Below are 16,165 nucleotides of genomic sequence, written 5' to 3' on the forward strand. Positions count from 1 at the left end.
CAGGCGCTCGTTCGCAACTGCCGTAAACACGAAGGGGACTTGCGGCAATAACCAAACTCAAGTACCTAGATGAATCATGAACCTGTTCAACCGCGTCGTGCCGTCCCGCCGGCAGACGCCGCCAGTCCCCCCACAGCGTCCCGCCGGCGCACCGGCTTCCCCCACTGCGGTCCTGCCCGACCCCGACCTGGCGAATCTCACCGGCGAATGGGTCGTCGATCCCGCTCACAGCAGGATCGGCTTCTCCGTCCGGCATGCCATGGTGACCACCGTGCGCGGTTGTTTCCTGGAGTACGAAAGCCTCCTCTACTTCGACGCGCGCAACCCCGCCCGCTCGCGGGCCGACCTCACCCTGTTCACCGCCAGCGTCGACACCGGGGTGGAACAGCGCGACGCCCACCTGGTCGGCCGGGACTTCCTGGACGTCGCCACCTATCCGCGTATGCGCTTCACGAGTACCGCGGTGGAACAGGCGGGCGCCGACCTCTTTCGCATGTCGGGCGAGCTCACCATCAAGGGCATATCGCGGCCGGTCGTCCTGGAGATGACCTACATCGGACACGTCACCGACCCCTTCGGATACGAAAGGGTCGGATTCGACGGCACCACCACAATCAACCGCTCCGACTGGGGCCTGACCTACAACAGCAGACTGGCCGAGGGAGGCGCGATGGTGAGCGAGAAGGTGCGTCTGCAACTCGACATCGCCGCCATCCGCACGGCCTCGGCGGCCGGCTGACCGCGCCGGTCACGGCCGCAGGCCTCACGGCCCGGCGTCGCCGGGCCCGGCCAGGACGCGGAACGTCGCCGGGCCCAGCGTGATCACCCCGTCGCTCAGCGGCGTGCACCGCACACCGCCCCGCCCGCGCAGGGCGCGCTGGGCGCCGGGGCCGATGGTCACGTCCATCCAGGCGCACGGCCGGGCCGGCCGGTGCACGGCGAACACCACCGGTCCGGTGCCGCAGTCGAGGGCGATCGTCGATCCGACACAGGAGTCGATGTCGACGCCTCTGAGCAGGACGTTGCGGCGGGTGTGGCGGAGGTCGGCGTCCGCCGGGAGGTTCTCCGCGGCCATGAGGGTCACCGCAGCGTTCCGGTGGGCCGGCCTGGCGTAGTAGCGGTCGCCGACCAGCCCCAGGCCACGACGCACCTCCACTCGGGGGACGCGCTCGTCGGACGGGCCGGGTGAGGGGCCGTCCGACGGCCGTCCCGCCAGCCGGTGCGCGGGCGACACCAGCAGCTGCAGCACCTCCACCTCGGTCATGGCGTCAACCCTATGCCTCGGTCACCACCGCCCGGCGGACCCCCGCAGGCGTACGGTCACTCGTCCTGCCTCCGCCCGATCCCCCTGTCCTCCAGAGGGGCCCGGCCGTCCGCCGACTCGCCCGCGGTGAGGTGCTCCAGGACCTCGACCAGTTCCTGGCACGCGCGCTCCACCGAACGCCGGGTGTGGATCTGCTCGGTGATCACGGCCGACAGGATCAGGGCCGTCAGCGCCATCGCCCCGTTGAACGCCTGGAGCTTGATCATCACCTCCACCCTGGTCAGCCGTTCGAACGGCCCGGACCGGTCGGTCGCGGCCACCGTGGCCATGACCGAGGCGAACAGGGCGCAGAGCATGCTGCCGGCCAGCTGGAAGCGCAGCGCCGCCCAGATCAGCAGGGGATAGACGAGGAAGAGCAGACTGACGGAGCTGTGTGCGGCCAGCGGTACGACACAGCAGATGACAAGCGCCAGGCCCGAGGCCTCCTTCCAGCGCGACAGGCGCATCGGCGGGCGGAGGCGGGACAGCAGGAGAAGTACCGGGGTGACGATCAGCACGCCCATCGCGTCGCCCACCCACCAGGCCAGCCACACCGCCCAGAAGGCCGGCCATTCGAGCCTGCCCGTGGCGAGCAGGATGCCCGCGCCGGTGGTCGAGCTGATCAGCATGGCGGTGAACGCGCCCAGGAACACCAGGGCGAGACCGTCCCGCAGACGGGCCAGATCGGTACGGAAACCCGCCCGGCGCAGCAGCAGGTACCCCGCGACGGGGGCCGCCGTGTTGCCCGCCAGGACAGCGAAGGCCCAGGGGCTCAGGGAGGTGAGGGAAAGGATCACGAGGAAGGCGCCCAGGGCGATCCCCGGCCAGCAGCGCAACCCGAAGATCAGCAAGCAGGCGACCGAGACGCCGGTGGGGGGCCAGATCGGGGTGACGACCGAGCCCTCGACGACCAGTTCCCGCAGCAGGCCCAGGTGCCCCGAGACGTAGTAGCAGGCGGCAACGGCCGGCGTCTGCAGAGCGACGACGGCCGACATACGCGGATCCCGGCTACCCACCACAGCAGTCATGAGACACCGAGGCCGCCGCGGCGGCGAGGTGAGAGCAGGGGCCCTGCGGCCCTATGGCTGAGCCAGCCCCTGCGGCCCCATTGCTGAGCCCGCCGCTGCGGACCTATGGCTGAGCCTCCGGCCCGTCGAAGCCGACCACCAGCACGGCGGCGTCGTCGTCGTGCCCCACCTGCTCCGCGCCCTTGATCAGGGCGGCCGCGAGCGCGTCCACGTCCATGCCCGCCGCCGCCGCGATGCCCGCGAGCCGCTTCACCTGGTCGAGGCCCTCCTCGAGCCGCAGGCAGGGCCCCTCCACGACACCGTCCGTGACCAGCACGAACATGCCACCCGTGGTCAGCTCGTACCGGGTCACCGGATACGACACCCCCGCCTGGATCCCCAGCGGCGGTCCGCCCTCGTCCACGGTGACGCCGGACTTCCCGTCGGCCGTTGCCCAGACGCAGGGCAGGTGCCCGGCCCGAGCGCTCTCCAGTACGCCGGCACACGGGTCGAGCCGTATGAAGGTGCAGGTGGCGAACAGATCGGAGCCCAGGGACAGCAGCAGCTCGTTGGTCCGGGCCAGGACCTCGCCCGGCTCGCTGGTGACGGAGGCCAGGGCCCGCAGCCCGGCCCGCACCTGCCCCATGAAGGCGGCGGCTTCGATGTTGTGGCCCTGGACGTCACCGATGGACAGACCGATACGGCCGTCTCCCAGTGTGAAGGCGTCGTACCAGTCGCCGCCCACGTTGAGCCCCTGGTACGCGGGCGCGTACCGCACGGCGAGATGCAGCCGGCGGGCGACGGGCAGATCGCGCGGGAGCATGCCGCGCTGCAGTGCGATGGCCAGCTCGACCCGCGACCGCTGCATCTCGGCCTGCGCACGCGCCTGAGCCGTCAGCGCCCCGAGCCGGGTCAGCAGCTCGTCGCCGTCGTCCGTCGTGCCGGTGCGGGACATTGATCACTCCGGCGAGGATGGCCACGGTCGGTGACGACCCTCGAAGCAAATCATCTAATTTGTGTCCATAGGAGGATACGTGGCTGAGGCCCCGTCGACGACTCGTGCTCCCCGCGCCCGCCCGACCGCCGCCAGCACGAAGGTGACGCTGATCAGCAACGCCCAGGCGCCGAACTTCTCCACCCCCACCGGCTCCCAGCCGTGCTCCTGGTACGGATAGCGCCAGGCACCGACGAGGGTGGCGAGGTTCTCCGCCACCCACAGGAAGAAGCCGATCAGGACGAACGAGAGCGCCAGCGGCATCCGCCGGCGCACACCCCGCACCGTGAAACACACCGACGTCCCCGCGGTGACGGCCAGCAGCAGCCCAGCCAGCACCCAGCGGGCATCGGGCAGCCAGTGATGGCTGAAGAAGTTGACGTAAACGGCCGCGGCCACCACCGCCGTCGCCCGCGGCCGGTAGCGCACGAGCCCGAGATCGAACAGATGCCACGCCCGGCACACGTAGCTGCCCACGGCCGCGTACAGAAACCCGCCGTACAGCGGGACCCCGGCGAACTTCAGCACGCCCGGCTCCGGATAGCTCCACGAACCGAGCGACACCTTCACCAGCTCGAAGGCCAGGCCGATGACGTGACAGACCGCGATGACGGCGATGTCCCGGCCGTTCTCCCAGCCACGCAGCCAGAACAGCAGCGTGAGCAGCACGCCGTAGACGACCAGCAGGTCATAGCGCGCCACGGGCAGGTCGGGCAGCAGGGTGGACACGGCCACGCCGGACAGCAGCGCGATGGCGAACGCGCACGCCCGGGTCTGCTTCAGGCGAAGTCGAGCAGCTGCCGGACCGGCGCGGTCCCGGGGCCGGTGGAACGTGCAGGGATCATGGTGCCCTGTAGGACGGGCCCGCGCGCCTACCGGTTGCAGCGGCCCTCCCCGGCCGGCACCCGTCCCTCACCGGCTGCGCCGCCCCGGGCTGCACCGCCTCCGGCTGCGTCCCGGGCTTCGGCCACGGCCTTCCGCAGCAGCCCGGCAAGACGCTCATCCGCGTCAGGCGCGGCGCACAGCACCCGCAGTGCGTGTTCCAGGTACCGTCGCCCCGGGCCACGCCACCACAACAGATCGGCGACACGTCCCGGCAGCCCGCCCGCACGGACGTGAGCGAGCCTCTCGCCCCGCCGACGGCACGCACGGCCGTGCCGCGCCAGACGCCGGGACGGCCATCGCAGCACGCGCGCCGCACCCACGACCGTGCCGACGAGCAGCGGCGCGTACGCCCGATCCACCGGACGGGCGTCGGCGAGCTCTGCGGCCAGCGGCCACAGGGCGTGCCGGGTGGCGTCACCGACGCTGTCGTTGACCACGCGGACCAGAGCCGCGAGCGCCGGATGCGTACCGGCCGGGCTGTCGGTGAACCCGCCGCCGGCCAGCAACGCGGCGCTCTCCATCAGACAGGCGCCGTCGTCGGGGTGCAGGTGCGCGAAACGCCCCGGCACCGGAAGGCCGTGCGGGGGAAAGTCGGTCATGTGGGCCTCCGGGCTGGGATCAGAGACCGGTGACGGCGTGCAGGACGAGGTAGATCGCGGCGGCGGGAATCCCGGCGCCGAAGAACGTGAGCACCCAGGCGGTGACGATGGAGCGGGCCACTTGCCAGCGTACGGCCGAGGCGCGCCGGGTGGCACCGGCGCCCAGAATGGCCGCGGTGATCGTCTGCGTGGTGGAGATCGGCGCCTTCACCAGGAACGCGGTGGTGTAGAGGACGGCCGCGGCGGCGGTCTCGGCGGCGAACCCGCGCGGCGGATCGAGATGCACGATGCGCCGGCCGAGGGTGGTGATGATGCGACGCCCGCCGCTGTAGGTACCGGCCGCCATGGCGGCCGCCACGGCGGCGATCACCCACACCGGAACCGAGAAGTCGTCCTGCCAGCCCGCCGTGACCAGGGCGAGCACGATGACCCCCATGGTCTTCTGGGCGTCCTGCAACCCGTGCCCCAGGCCCATCGCGGCGGCGGAGACGGTCTGTGCCATACGGAAGCGGCGCATGGTCCGCCGGGGCGTCGAACGACGGAACACCCACAGGATGGCCACGTGCAGCGCATAGCCGAGAGCCACACCGACCAGCGGGGAGAGCAGCATCGGCAGGACGACCTTGTCCACGATCCCGGACCAGTGCACGGTGGCGGAGGCGGCGAGCGCGGCACCGACCAGACCGCCGATCAGAGCGTGTGAGGACGAGGTCGGCAGCCCCCGCCACCAGGTGAACACGTTCCAGCCAATGGCTCCGAGGAGCGCGCACATGACCAGCAGCAGACCAGATTCGTCCTCGGGCGCACCGATGATGCCGCTGCCGACGGTCTGGGCGACCTCGGTCCCGAGGAAGGCGCCGCAGAAGTTCATCACCGCGGCCATGGCCAGCGCCACACGCGGCGTCAGGGCCCTGGTGGAGATCGAGGTGGCGATCGCGTTCGCGGCGTCGTGGAAGCCGTTGGTGAAGTCGAAGGTCAGTCCCACGATGATGATCAGCACCACCAGGGTGAGCTCCATGACCGATCACCTTTCCGCAGCCAGAGCGCCGGACCGCCACGGGCGCCGTCGGCGCACGGATCCATCGTGCCGCTAAACCCCCGGACGGACCCGCCCGGAGCAGCGGTAGTGGGACGAGGGGAGTCGGTGATCCGTTTTACGGTGTCCTGGTGCAATCTGTTCCGAAATGGGTTCTTCTGTCGTCGGCGTCCGCCCCCGTGGTGTTGATCATCGGCTGGATGGCGGCGGCGGCACTGCAAGGGCCCGGGTACGACCCGGCCGCTCAGACCATCAGCGTCCTGGCGGCCCCCGGAGGCTCGGGCTACTGGGTGATGACCGGCGCGTTCATCGCCCTGGGCGCCTGCCACCTGCTCACCGCCTGGGGACTGCGCCCGGCCGCGACCCCCGGCCGGCTGGCCCTGGCGGCCGGGGGAGTGTCCGCCCTGGCGGTGGCCCTGGTCCCGGCGCCGAGCAGCGGCGGCTCCCTGAGCCACGGCTCGATCGCCGCCGTCGGCTTCGCCGTCCTGGCGGCATGGCCCGTCCTGGCCATCCGGACCGGCGGCGGTGTCCCATGGGCCCTGCGGCCCGTGCCGTCCCTCGGAGCCACCGCGGTGATGGCGGTGGGCGCGGCATGGTTCCTGCTCGAGACGCATCTGCACGGCGTCGCCGGCGTCGCCGAACGCGCCGTCACGACCCTCCAGTCGGTCTGGCCGTTCGTGGTAGCCCTGTCCTGCCTGCGCCACTCCACCCGCGAGGCGCCCCCGAGGTGACGCGACACGCCTCAGTCACGACGAAACCCTTGCCCGACATGCCGCATCGCAGGAACGCCGTGCGTACCACATCGCAGGAACGCCGTACGTACGCGCTTGGTACGCGAAACCGACGCTCCGCGCTAGGGTTGCGGATCAGGAGGTGCCCTCATGTCGGAGCTGTTCGACGCGGTTGATGCGCTGGTCGCGTCCCGCTCCCCGCTGCCGCCCCCGGCGGAACGCAAGCGGCTGCGCCAGGCCCACGGCCTGACGCTGGACGAGGTGGCCGCCGCGCTGCAAGTGCGGCGTGCGACGGTCAGCGGCTGGGAGGTCGGCAAGACCGAGCCGCGCCCGCCGGAGCGCGACGCATACGCCCGCATGCTGAAGCAGCTCGCCCAGCTCTACCCTGCCGCCAACGCCGCGGCGCCCGCGCAGGACACATCCGCTCCCGAGACGCCTGCCGCCCCTGCCGCGCCGGCGCCGTCGGCGGCCCAACCGCCCCGGGCGCGCACAGGATCCGCAGGCCCGACCCCCGAGGCCCCTCCCGGGAACGCCGCGCCCCGCCCCGACGCCCCCGCCGCTGTGCCGCGCCCGGCGGCATCGACGACCAGGCCGTCGTCGACGTCGCGCCGCCCCGGCACCACGAAGGCGGCCCCGGCGAATCTCCCGGCCTCCGATGCCGACCCGCGGTTCGCGAACGGTCCGTTGCTCGTCATCGACGCCGACGACGGCGCCCAGGTGATGGGCTACGGCATCGGCGGCCTGGTCCTCGACGTGCCCGCCAAGTCGCTCCCGGCTCTGGTGGAGTGGACGCTGAAGGAGGCTCAGCTCGGGGCAGGAAGGCTGCACGGCTCCGGCAAGGATGCCGACCCCCTGCTCGTGCTCACCGAGAGCGCGTGCGAGCGGTACGGGCTCCCGGTGGCACTGTCGGACGCCGAGCGGCTCACCGGGCGCCTCCCGGACGGCCACAAGGTCATCAAGCAACTCGAGCGGGCCGACTGGCAGCTGACCAAGCGCGGGTTCGGGCCGTGGGCGCGGATCTACCGCCCTGCCCGGGGCCGTCAGCGCCAGTGCGTGCAACTGTGCATCCCGTCCTGGGGCGCGCTCGACGCCCGCACCTGGGGCCACGCCGCGCAGCTCGGACCGGCGGAACTCGCCCGCGTGCTCGGCACCTACGCCGCCCGCGTGATGACACCGCGCGGCTCGACCGCCGTCACCGGCCTGGAGCTGATGACCGCCCTCAACCCGCCGACCCGAGCGAGCGAGGCGGACGAGACGGGGAAACGGCACAAGGAACACCGGCCCGGCTCGCTGGGCGAGCACCCGATGGACTGCGCACCGTGCGAGGCCCCGGACGGGCATCCACTGCTCGCCGGCCTGCCCCGCTTCCACCAGCGGGGCCCGGACGAGATGCTCTTCGAGGAGGCGTACGACTGGGCACGTGAGCTCACCGACGCCGAGTGCATGCAGCGGTACCTGGTCGGCATCGACGTCAACCTCGCCTTCGGCGCTGCCGCCAATGGTGCCGTCGTCGGCCTGGCGACGCCGCCCGTGCACGTCACGAACCCCGTCTTCGACCCGACGCTGCCCGGCGCATGGCTGGTCGATCTCTCCCACGTAGACCTCTCCCGCGTCCTGGTCGGCAAGCAGTGGCGCCGGCTCGACAGCGCGTTGCTGCCCAGTCCGTTCACGCCGACCGGCGAGCGCCCGGAGGGCCCGGCCTGGTACGCGACTCCGACGGTGGCGTACGCGGTGGAGCTCGGTTACGACGTCGCCCCGACCGAGGCCTGGGTCAGGGAGGACAAGGGCAGGTTCCTGGACGGCTGGTACAAGCGGCTGCGTAACGCGTACGTCGACACCATGGCGGACCTCGGCGTGGGCGAGAAGCTGCGCCCACCGGAGTTCCTGGAGGCCATGGAGGGCTACCGGCAGCGCGATCCCGAGATGGCGATGGTCCTGGACGCGGTCAAGTCCACGGTGAAGGGCGGCATCGGCAAGCTGCGTGAACGGGCGCGTGGCGGCGGCTGGAAGCCCGGGCAGCCCTGGCCGGCCCTGTCCCGCCCGACCTGGCGGCCCGACATCCGCGCCGCCGTCATCTCGCGGGCCCGGATCAACATGCACCGCAAGATGCTCAACCTGGCCGCGGGGACCGGCCGGTATCCCGTGGCGGTCCTGTCGGACTGCGCCGTCTACGCCGCGGAGGGGCCCAGTCCGCTCCACGTCCTGCCGTACGACGCCGACGGCAAGACGGTGCCCGGCAGCTTCCGGCTCGGGGTGTCACCGGGGATGGTCAAGCACGAGGGCACGCAGACCACCCTGTGGGCCGAAGCGGTGCGGGAGAAGTACGGCCAGGTCCTCAACCTCGCCCGCTACATCAAGACCGGTGAGGTCACTGCCAAGGACGACGGAGAGTAGGGGAGCGAGCCCATGGACACGGTCGGGGACGGTCTCGACGCCGCGCTGCGCAAGGCGTTCACGCGCCCGATCCCCAAGAGCGCGGGCGCGCAGATGCGCTACCTGGTCAGACAGCTCAAGGGCACCAGGCCGGTGGCCGAGTTGCTCGGCATCACCCAGCGCACCGTCGAACGGTATGTGAAGGACCAGATCAGAACGCCCCGGCCCGACCTCGCGCAGCGCATGGAGCGCGAGGTCAGGACGAGGTGGCAGCCCCAGATCCGGGCCAAGGCCAAACAGGCCGCGGCCACCACCGGCGGCATCGTCATCGACACCCGAGCCCGGTTCGGCTACACGGCCGCCCCCGGAACCACCGACGACGCCCGGCTGCGCCACCTCACCGTCGCTCTGCCCCCGCAGTACGCTGCCCGCCTCTTCGAGACGAAGGAGGCCGGCGGCACGGAACAGCAACTGCGCGACATCGCGGCAGAGGCACTGGGCGAGGTGTACTTCCGCGACAACGGCCGCCGCGCCCATGGCCTCGAAGTCGAGTTCACCGACGTGGAGCACCTCGAGTTCGACCTCTGACACCGCCGGAGATCTTTAATCCGCTGCTCGAGAAGACCGTGGCCCCTACAGTGAAGCCCAATGACACTCCTACATGTCCATGACTACGGGGGCGATGGCCCTCAACTGGTTCTGCTGCACGGTTTCTCACGGTCGCTCGCCGACTGGGACGCCGCCGCCACCCTCCTCACCGCCGGGCACCGTGTCCTCGCCGTCGACCTCCCCGGCCATGGCCGCTCTCCCGGTATCTCCCCCTGGACCCTGCCCGCCGTGGTGCGGCACCTCGCGGACACACTCGACGCGCATGGCGTGCCGGAGGCCGTCGTGGTGGGCCATTCGCTCGGCGGCATCGTCGCGGTCGAGTACGCCCGGGCGAACCCGAACCGTGCCCGGGCCCGTGCCGCCGTGAACCTCGACGGCTTCTGGTGGGGACGCGAGTACCCCGGCGCCCACCGGGTGAGTGAGGTGCTGCTGGCGTCCGCCGGGTTCGTCGCGCCACCCGGGTACATCGAGGAGAAGGTCGTCTTCTCCGCCCGGCTCGGGATTCCCGCCGACCGTGCGGAGGCCGCTGCCCGCGCCGCCGCGCGTCCCTTGCCCGACGGCAGGTGGCAGACGCTGCCGGAACGGTCGGCGGCGCTGGAGATCCAGCACGAACTCGAAAAGCTCGGCGAGCTCGGTGTCACCACATGGCTGGACGGGCTCGACTGCCCGCTGCTGCTGGTCCAGGCCGGTCGACGGCCGGCGCCGGCGCCCGGAATGGAGTGGTTCGCCGATTTCAGCACTCGCTTCGCGCAAGAGGTCTCCGACGAGCTGGCCGCGCTCTCCCGCAGCTGTCCGACGATCACCGTCGACACGATCGACGCCACCCACCCCATGAACCTGGAGACTCCGGAAGCGGTGGCGACGCTGGTCGCCGACTTCGTTCGAGGACTGGTTCAACCGTCGCACCAGCAGCCGTCGAACATCTCCTAGCGCCTGCGGAGCGGGTTCGCCCAGCGCACGGGTGATGCGCACGAGAGCGGCCGCGGCGTGCAGGCCGGCGAACAGCGGCAGGCGCCCGTCGCGGTAGCCGTCGAAGAAGGCGTCGAACCGCGCCCGGTGCACGGACGCGGGCCGGCCGGTGTGGTCGGTCAGGTCGCGCACGGCGTAGGCGACATCGGCGGCGTACCAGGAGAGGGCGGCCTCGCCGAAGTCGTAGGCGATCGGCCCGCCCTCTGTACGTGTCGGGCACGAACCGCAGATAGCGCCGCCGGCCGTTCCACGGGAGCACGAACACATGCCGACAGCCACAAGCCGATTACGAACGGGGTCCACCGCGGTTCGAGGTGTAACGCGGGGCTGCTCGCGCGGCGCAGAAGTAGGCAGAAACGGGCCAGTCCGAGGCTGAATTCAAATGCCGGGGGCGACCGTTGTAAACCTCTCACGCGCGAGATTGGGATTTCTTGTGAACAACACCGACCCGGTTTCCGGATACCAGGCCTACGACCCGTCCCCGGGGCATGGCCGCCCCGCGCGCGACCAGGCCACGTCGCGGCGGGTAGCCCTTGCCATCTGCACGATCGCCGACATCGCGGCGGGATTGCTGGGCCTGTGGATCGTGCTCTACCTGCTCGACGCGAACCAGGCGAATTCCTTCGTCGAGTTCGTCCACGGGGTGGCGGACTGGCTGTCCGGATGGGCACAGGACATTTTCACGATGGACACCGAAGGGCTGCGCGTTGTCCTCAATTACGGCCTCCCGGCGGTCATCTATTTGCTGATCGGCCACGGAATCGCTGCCCGACTCAACCGGGCCTGATGGCATTACCGGGGTCGAACGACATGGGCGTGGGGCGGGCGGTTCCCCGGTGCCGAGGCGGCAGCCCGCCCCGCCCCCGCCCCCGGCAGGAGCCGTATCACTCCTCGTCGCGTAGCCGGGCCGCCAAGGAGGCCGGCGACTCGGCCTCGTCCGTGTGGCCCAGGGCGGTGAGGGGGGTGACCGCCGCGTCGAGCCGGGTGAGCGTGACCCGCCACAACCGCCGTGGCAAGCCACCCTCCTCGAATGCGTGGACCTCTCGAAGGTCCCAGCCATGGGCAAGGTCGTCGACCAGTTCGCGAGAGAAGAAGTGGACGGCGAACCCGCCGTGCTCCCAGATGTCGTCGCCGTGCCCGATGCCGTCCCGGTAGTGCGCGTCCCCGGTATGCCGCACGGTGTAGACGAACGCACCACCCGGGCGCAGCACCCGGCGCACCTCGGCGACCAGGGCACGGATCTCCTTGGTGGACAGCGCCATGCACAGCAGCATGTGCGCGAACACGGCGTCCATCGACGCGTCCGCGAGCGGCAGCGGCTCACGGGCGTCGTGCGAGGCCGTCATGACCCGCCCGGACACGCCTTGAGCGTCGGCGGCCCGGCGCAGTTGCTCCAGTCCGGCCGCACTGAAGTCGGTAGCCAGTACGGAGAAGCCCTCGCGGGCGAAGAACAGCGCGTCACGGCCGTGCCCGGCGCCCAGCTCCAGCACCTCGCGGGCGCCGGCGGTCCGGAACACCGCGGCGGCGTGGACAGCGGCCTCGGACGGCTCCTCGCCGTACATCCCGGGATGCGCGCCGTAGGTGAGCTGCCAGTGCTCGCGCTGTGCCTCGGACAGCTGCTGCTCGTGCCCCGTCATGCGGACACCCCTCTCGCTGCCCTGTGCCACGGAGTCACAGTGCCGGCCTGGATCCACCCCGCCCGCGGTGCCGATTGACCGGAGGCTGCTTCCGTTGGGAGGGCGTAGCCGGCCGGCCGACGTACGCCACGCTAGGGCCCACGCCGACCGGCTGGCGTGTCAGCCGGCGAGATCGGCCTTGCCGAACAGGAGGGCGTAGCCGGAGGGAAGCCGGCTGAGGATCTGGTTCAGCTCGCCGCCGCTGACCGCCTCGGCCAGGGCCGTCAGGACGGCGCTGGCGTCCCACTCGGCGGTGCGCGGCCGGGCGCCGATGCGCTCGGCGACCCTGCGGTAGAACTCCTCGATCCCGAAGCTCTCGGCCTGCTGCGGCTTGGCATCCGCGAGTGCCTGTCCGAGCGGTCCGGGCAGCTGGGAGACGAGGTCATCGACCTCACCGGGGCTGATCCTCTTGGCCAGCACGCTCAGCACGGCCTCGGTGACCTCCGCGGCCTCGTCCTGGCTGCGGTATTCGCCGAGCTCGCTTACGCGGTCGAGGTACTCGTGGTACTGCATCGTTCGTCACCTCCGCTTGCCGGAGCGTCGCAGGCGTCTGTGTGATGCCCGCCTCTTTCCCGGTACCCAGGTGATCGACGTGTGCGCCGAGCGGGCACCAGGCCCTGTCAGCTTCGCGCGATGGGGAAGGGCTGCGCGCCGCCGGCGGTGGCAGGGCGCACGCCCCGGTCGCCCCCGTGCGCGCTCCTCGCCGGTGGAGCCGGCCCCGCGACCTCCACGTGGGCCGGGCGCAGCAGGTGGCCGCCCAGGCGATAGCCCGGCCGGAGGACCGCCGAGCAGACCAGGTGGTCCCGGTCGGGCGAGACGTGGTGCGCCACCGCGTCGTGGCAGGCGGGGTCGAACGGATCGCCCACCTCGCCGAACGACGTCACGCCCAGCGAGCCGAGCTGCTCCTTCAGACTGCCGGCGACGTCCTCCAGTCCCGGCGTGAGCGGCTCGTGCGCACACGCCCGGTCCACCGCGTCCAGCACGGGCAGCAGCGCCCGGAGCACGTTGGCCACCGCGATCTCCCGTACGGCCAGGCGGTCCCGCCGGACCCGTTTGCGGTAGTTGTCGTACTCGGCCTTCACCCGCTGAAGGTCGGCGGTCCGCTCCTCCACCAGGCGCCGCAGCTCCGCCAGCTCGGTGTACTGCGGCCCGCTCCCGGTCATCGTCAGCCAGCCTCCGGCTTGTCATCGTCGACGATCTCGGCCTCCACCACATCATCCTCGGACGAGCCGCCGGCCGCACCACGGTCCGCGGTCGCCCCGGCGGCACCCGCGGGCTCCTCGGTTCGCGACCTCTCGTACAACGCCGTGCCGATCCGCTGCGCGGCCTGCGCCGTACGCTCGATCGCCTGCCGGATCTCCGCGGTGTCGTCTCCCTTCAGCTTCTCCTTCAGGTCTGCCAGCGCCGTCTCCGTCTCGCTCCTCGCGTCCGCCGGGATCTTGTCCCGGTTGTCCGTGACGAGCCTCTCGGTCGAGTACACGAGCTGCTCGCCCTGGTTGCGGGTCTCCGCGGCCTCGCGCCGCCGACGGTCCTCCTCGGCGTGCTGCTCGGCCTCGCGGACCATGCGGTCGATGTCGTCCTTGGGCAGGGCCGAGCCGCCGGTGACGGTCATCTTCTGCTCCTTGCCGGTGCCCATGTCCTTGGCGGAGACGTGCATGATGCCGTTGGCGTCGATGTCGAAGGCCACCTCGATCTGCGGCACACCGCGCGGAGCCGGAGCGATACCGGACAGCTCGAACATGCCGAGCTTCTTGTTGTACGCGGCGATGTCCCGCTCGCCCTGGTAGACCTGCACGGTCACCGACGGCTGGTTGTCCTCTGCCGTGGTGAAGATCTCCGAACGCCGGGTGGGGATGGTGGTGTTGCGTTCGATCAGCTTGGTCATGATGCCGCCCTTGGTCTCGATGCCCAGGGACAGCGGCGTGACGTCGAGCAGCAGCACGTCCTTGACGTCGCCGCGGATGACACCCGCCTGGAGCGCGGCGCCCACGGCCACGACCTCGTCCGGGTTGACGCCCTTGTGCGGCTCCTTGCCCGTCAGTTCCTTCACCAGCTCGGTCACGGCCGGCATGCGCGTCGAACCGCCCACCAGAACCACGTGGTCGATGTCGGACACCTTGATCCCGGCGTCCTTGATCGCGTTGTGGAACGGCCCCTTGCACCGCTCCAGCAGATCCGCCGTGAGCTGCTCGAAGTGCGCGCGGGTCAGTTTCTCGTCCAGGTGCAGCGGCCCCTCGGCGGAGGCCGTCACGTAGGGCAGATTGATCGTGGTCTCCGACGAGCTGGACAACTCGATCTTCGCCTTCTCCGCGGCCTCCCGCAGCCGCTGCACGGCCATCCTGTCCTTCGCCAGGTCGACGCCGTAGTGGTTCTTGAACTGCTTCACCAGGTGGTCGACGATCCGCTGGTCCCAGTCGTCGCCGCCGAGGTGGGTGTCGCCGTTGGTGGCCTTCACCTCGATGACGCCCTCGCCCATCTCCAGCAGCGACACGTCGAAGGTGCCGCCGCCGAGGTCGAAGACGAGGACCGTCTGGTCGTTCTCCTTGTCCAGGCCGTACGCCAGCGCCGCCGCCGTCGGCTCGTTGATGATCCGCAGGACGTTCAGTCCCGCGATCTCCCCGGCCTCCTTGGTGGCCTGTCGCTGGGCGTCGTCGAAGTACGCCGGGACGGTGATCACGGCGTCGGTGACGTCCTCCCCGAGATACGCCTCCCCGTCCCGCTTCAGCTTCTGGAGCACCCGCGCGGAGATCTCCTGCGCTGTGTACCGCTTGCCGTCGATGTCACCGTGGTCGGGGAACCGCCAGGAGTGGTCGCCCATGTACCGCTTGACCGAGCGCGCGGTGCGGTCCACGTTCGTCACGGCCTGCCGCTTGGCCACCTCCCCGACCAGCACCTCGCCGTTCTTGGCGAAGGCCACGACGGACGGGGTCGTGCGCGCGCCTTCCGTGTTGGTGATGACGGTGGGCTCGCCGCCTTCGAGGACCGAGACCACCGAGTTCGTCGTACCGAGGTCGATGCCAACCGCCCGTGCCATCCGGTTTCTCCCTCCTCACTGTCTCCCAGGTGCTCTTCGGGGCCTCGGGACCTCATCGGGCCGTCCGCTCCCACCGGACGGGACCGGCGCGCAGCGGAGGCTCGGGCCGGGCGGCCCCGAGCAGGACGACGTGGCGCCGCGCGGGCCGTACGGTCGGAGCCGGGGCACGCACGCGGTCGTGCGCAGACTCGCAGGAGTGGTCGTAGGCCGCGCGAAGGACCGGGTCACGCAAGGTCTCGTAGGCCTCCCGCACCTCCCCGAACCGCGCGGCGGTGGCCGCGTCCACACGGGTGTCGGGGCGCAGCTCACGCACCCGGGCACGAAAGGCGGAGGTGATCAGCTCGGCCGACGCCGAGGGCTCCACCCCGAGCACCGCGTACGGGTTCGCTCGCTGCTCCCGCGCCTGCATCCCGGCCACCTCCTCACCGCTGCGAGCTGCGCTTTCACCCCTGCTGGCTCATAGTCCTGAAGTAAAACTTGAGTCTCGTCTTGTCAAGTACGGGCACTGCCTGGGCGCGCGCCGGCTCGACAGACGGTGTGATCTGCGGCATTGCCAGCAAAAGCGACGAGCCTCCACCCTGAGTCACGCAACGGACGTCAAGGAAAGCGGCTCCCCATGGGCGATCATGTGCACGTGCGACTCAGCCAGGGGATGAGCGTGTCCGAAGAAGGGCAACTGATCGAGTACTCCCGCTGCCGATGTGAGGCCACCTGGACCAAGGTGTTCGACGCCGACGCCGACGGCGGGAAGCCGGAACAGCAGCCCCGGTAGGGCGCCCCGCCCGCCGGGCCCGCCCATCAGGTGGTGACCCGACCTGATCGTTTTCGCCCTGAGCCCCGAGCGCCCCTGAGCGGTCCCCGACCCGACCCGGAAAAGCCCCTGACAGGGGCACCACAAGGTCGACAGTGCGCCTAACGTGACGACGGTGCCCCGGCCGGGTCCACACGC

Annotated in this window: 17 protein-coding genes and 1 pseudogene; 7 read left to right on the top strand and 11 right to left on the bottom strand. The window is 71.0% G+C overall.

Annotated elements, in window-relative coordinates; genetic code table 11:
• The first annotated feature begins 76 nt into the window (after nucleotides 1-76).
• On the top strand, nucleotides 77-739 hold the full coding sequence (locus SCNRRL3882_RS38950) for a YceI family protein (RefSeq protein WP_010038235.1): 663 nt from the start codon (nucleotides 77-79) through the stop codon (nucleotides 737-739).
• 24 nt (nucleotides 740-763) lie between these two features.
• Here SCNRRL3882_RS38950 and SCNRRL3882_RS38955 read toward each other — a convergent pair whose 3' ends face one another.
• From SCNRRL3882_RS38955 to SCNRRL3882_RS38980, 6 genes and pseudogenes are all read right to left on the bottom strand, one after another.
• Nucleotides 764-1,264 carry a molybdenum cofactor biosysynthesis protein gene (locus tag SCNRRL3882_RS38955; RefSeq protein ID WP_010038236.1) on the bottom strand — a complete coding sequence of 167 codons (501 nt, stop codon included), beginning with the start codon at nucleotides 1,262-1,264 and terminating at the stop codon, nucleotides 764-766.
• A 56-nt stretch (nucleotides 1,265-1,320) separates the two neighbouring features.
• Complete coding sequence (locus SCNRRL3882_RS38960; RefSeq protein WP_010038238.1) at nucleotides 1,321-2,298, bottom strand: MASE1 domain-containing protein; 978 nt, start codon at nucleotides 2,296-2,298, stop codon at nucleotides 1,321-1,323.
• A 136-nt stretch (nucleotides 2,299-2,434) separates the two neighbouring features.
• Nucleotides 2,435-3,265, bottom strand: a complete 831-nt coding sequence (locus SCNRRL3882_RS38965; protein WP_010038240.1) for a PP2C family protein-serine/threonine phosphatase — start codon at nucleotides 3,263-3,265, stop codon at nucleotides 2,435-2,437.
• A gap of 54 nt (nucleotides 3,266-3,319) precedes the next feature.
• A pseudogene (locus SCNRRL3882_RS38970) lies at nucleotides 3,320-4,149 on the bottom strand (DUF817 domain-containing protein).
• Nucleotides 4,150-4,176: 27 nt separating this feature from the next.
• Nucleotides 4,177-4,788 (bottom strand): hypothetical protein, encoded by a 612-nt coding sequence (locus SCNRRL3882_RS38975; protein WP_010038246.1) that lies wholly within the window; start codon nucleotides 4,786-4,788, stop codon nucleotides 4,177-4,179.
• 19 nt (nucleotides 4,789-4,807) lie between these two features.
• The gene (locus SCNRRL3882_RS38980; protein WP_010038248.1) at nucleotides 4,808-5,806 is read right to left on the bottom strand and encodes an inorganic phosphate transporter; all 999 of its coding nucleotides are present in this window, start codon (nucleotides 5,804-5,806) and stop codon (nucleotides 4,808-4,810) included.
• A gap of 149 nt (nucleotides 5,807-5,955) precedes the next feature.
• Here SCNRRL3882_RS38980 and SCNRRL3882_RS38985 point away from each other — a divergent pair, with 149 nt between their 5' ends.
• From SCNRRL3882_RS38985 to SCNRRL3882_RS39005, 5 genes are all read left to right on the top strand, one after another.
• On the top strand, nucleotides 5,956-6,555 hold the full coding sequence (locus SCNRRL3882_RS38985) for a DUF998 domain-containing protein (protein WP_029181063.1): 600 nt from the start codon (nucleotides 5,956-5,958) through the stop codon (nucleotides 6,553-6,555).
• A 150-nt stretch (nucleotides 6,556-6,705) separates the two neighbouring features.
• Entirely contained in the window at nucleotides 6,706-8,949 is a 2,244-nt protein-coding gene (tap, locus tag SCNRRL3882_RS38990) for a telomere-associated protein Tap (RefSeq protein WP_010038252.1), read from the top strand.
• 12 nt (nucleotides 8,950-8,961) lie between these two features.
• Nucleotides 8,962-9,516 carry a telomere-protecting terminal protein Tpg gene (gene tpg, locus SCNRRL3882_RS38995; RefSeq protein ID WP_010038254.1) on the top strand — a complete coding sequence of 185 codons (555 nt, stop codon included), beginning with the start codon at nucleotides 8,962-8,964 and terminating at the stop codon, nucleotides 9,514-9,516.
• A 60-nt stretch (nucleotides 9,517-9,576) separates the two neighbouring features.
• Complete coding sequence (locus tag SCNRRL3882_RS39000; RefSeq protein WP_010038257.1) at nucleotides 9,577-10,467, top strand: alpha/beta fold hydrolase; 891 nt, start codon at nucleotides 9,577-9,579, stop codon at nucleotides 10,465-10,467.
• Nucleotides 10,468-10,939: 472 nt separating this feature from the next.
• Nucleotides 10,940-11,293, top strand: coding sequence for a hypothetical protein (locus tag SCNRRL3882_RS39005; RefSeq protein ID WP_010038259.1), 354 nt, complete (start codon nucleotides 10,940-10,942; stop codon nucleotides 11,291-11,293).
• A gap of 97 nt (nucleotides 11,294-11,390) precedes the next feature.
• Here the strand turns inward: SCNRRL3882_RS39005 and SCNRRL3882_RS39010 are convergent, their stop codons facing one another.
• The 5 genes from SCNRRL3882_RS39010 to SCNRRL3882_RS39030 form a co-directional block, all read right to left on the bottom strand.
• The gene (locus SCNRRL3882_RS39010) at nucleotides 11,391-12,143 is read right to left on the bottom strand and encodes a class I SAM-dependent methyltransferase (RefSeq protein WP_010038262.1); all 753 of its coding nucleotides are present in this window, start codon (nucleotides 12,141-12,143) and stop codon (nucleotides 11,391-11,393) included.
• 159 nt (nucleotides 12,144-12,302) lie between these two features.
• Nucleotides 12,303-12,695, bottom strand: a complete 393-nt coding sequence (locus SCNRRL3882_RS39015) for a DUF2267 domain-containing protein (RefSeq protein ID WP_010038264.1) — start codon at nucleotides 12,693-12,695, stop codon at nucleotides 12,303-12,305.
• Nucleotides 12,696-12,802: 107 nt separating this feature from the next.
• Nucleotides 12,803-13,345, bottom strand: coding sequence for a nucleotide exchange factor GrpE (grpE, locus tag SCNRRL3882_RS39020; RefSeq protein WP_010038266.1), 543 nt, complete (start codon nucleotides 13,343-13,345; stop codon nucleotides 12,803-12,805).
• A gap of 2 nt (nucleotides 13,346-13,347) precedes the next feature.
• Nucleotides 13,348-15,216, bottom strand: coding sequence for a molecular chaperone DnaK (gene dnaK / locus SCNRRL3882_RS39025; RefSeq protein WP_102514936.1), 1,869 nt, complete (start codon nucleotides 15,214-15,216; stop codon nucleotides 13,348-13,350).
• Nucleotides 15,217-15,268: 52 nt separating this feature from the next.
• Entirely contained in the window at nucleotides 15,269-15,625 is a 357-nt protein-coding gene (locus SCNRRL3882_RS39030; RefSeq protein WP_010038348.1) for a J domain-containing protein, read from the bottom strand.
• 207 nt (nucleotides 15,626-15,832) lie between these two features.
• On the opposite strand from SCNRRL3882_RS39030, the gene SCNRRL3882_RS41235 reads away from it, so the two are divergent.
• Nucleotides 15,833-15,988, top strand: coding sequence for a hypothetical protein (locus SCNRRL3882_RS41235; protein WP_010038350.1), 156 nt, complete (start codon nucleotides 15,833-15,835; stop codon nucleotides 15,986-15,988).
• Nucleotides 15,989-16,165 lie beyond the last annotated feature (177 nt).

This window comes from Streptomyces chartreusis NRRL 3882 (genome assembly GCF_900236475.1).
Taxonomy (GTDB): domain Bacteria; phylum Actinomycetota; class Actinomycetes; order Streptomycetales; family Streptomycetaceae; genus Streptomyces; species Streptomyces chartreusis_D.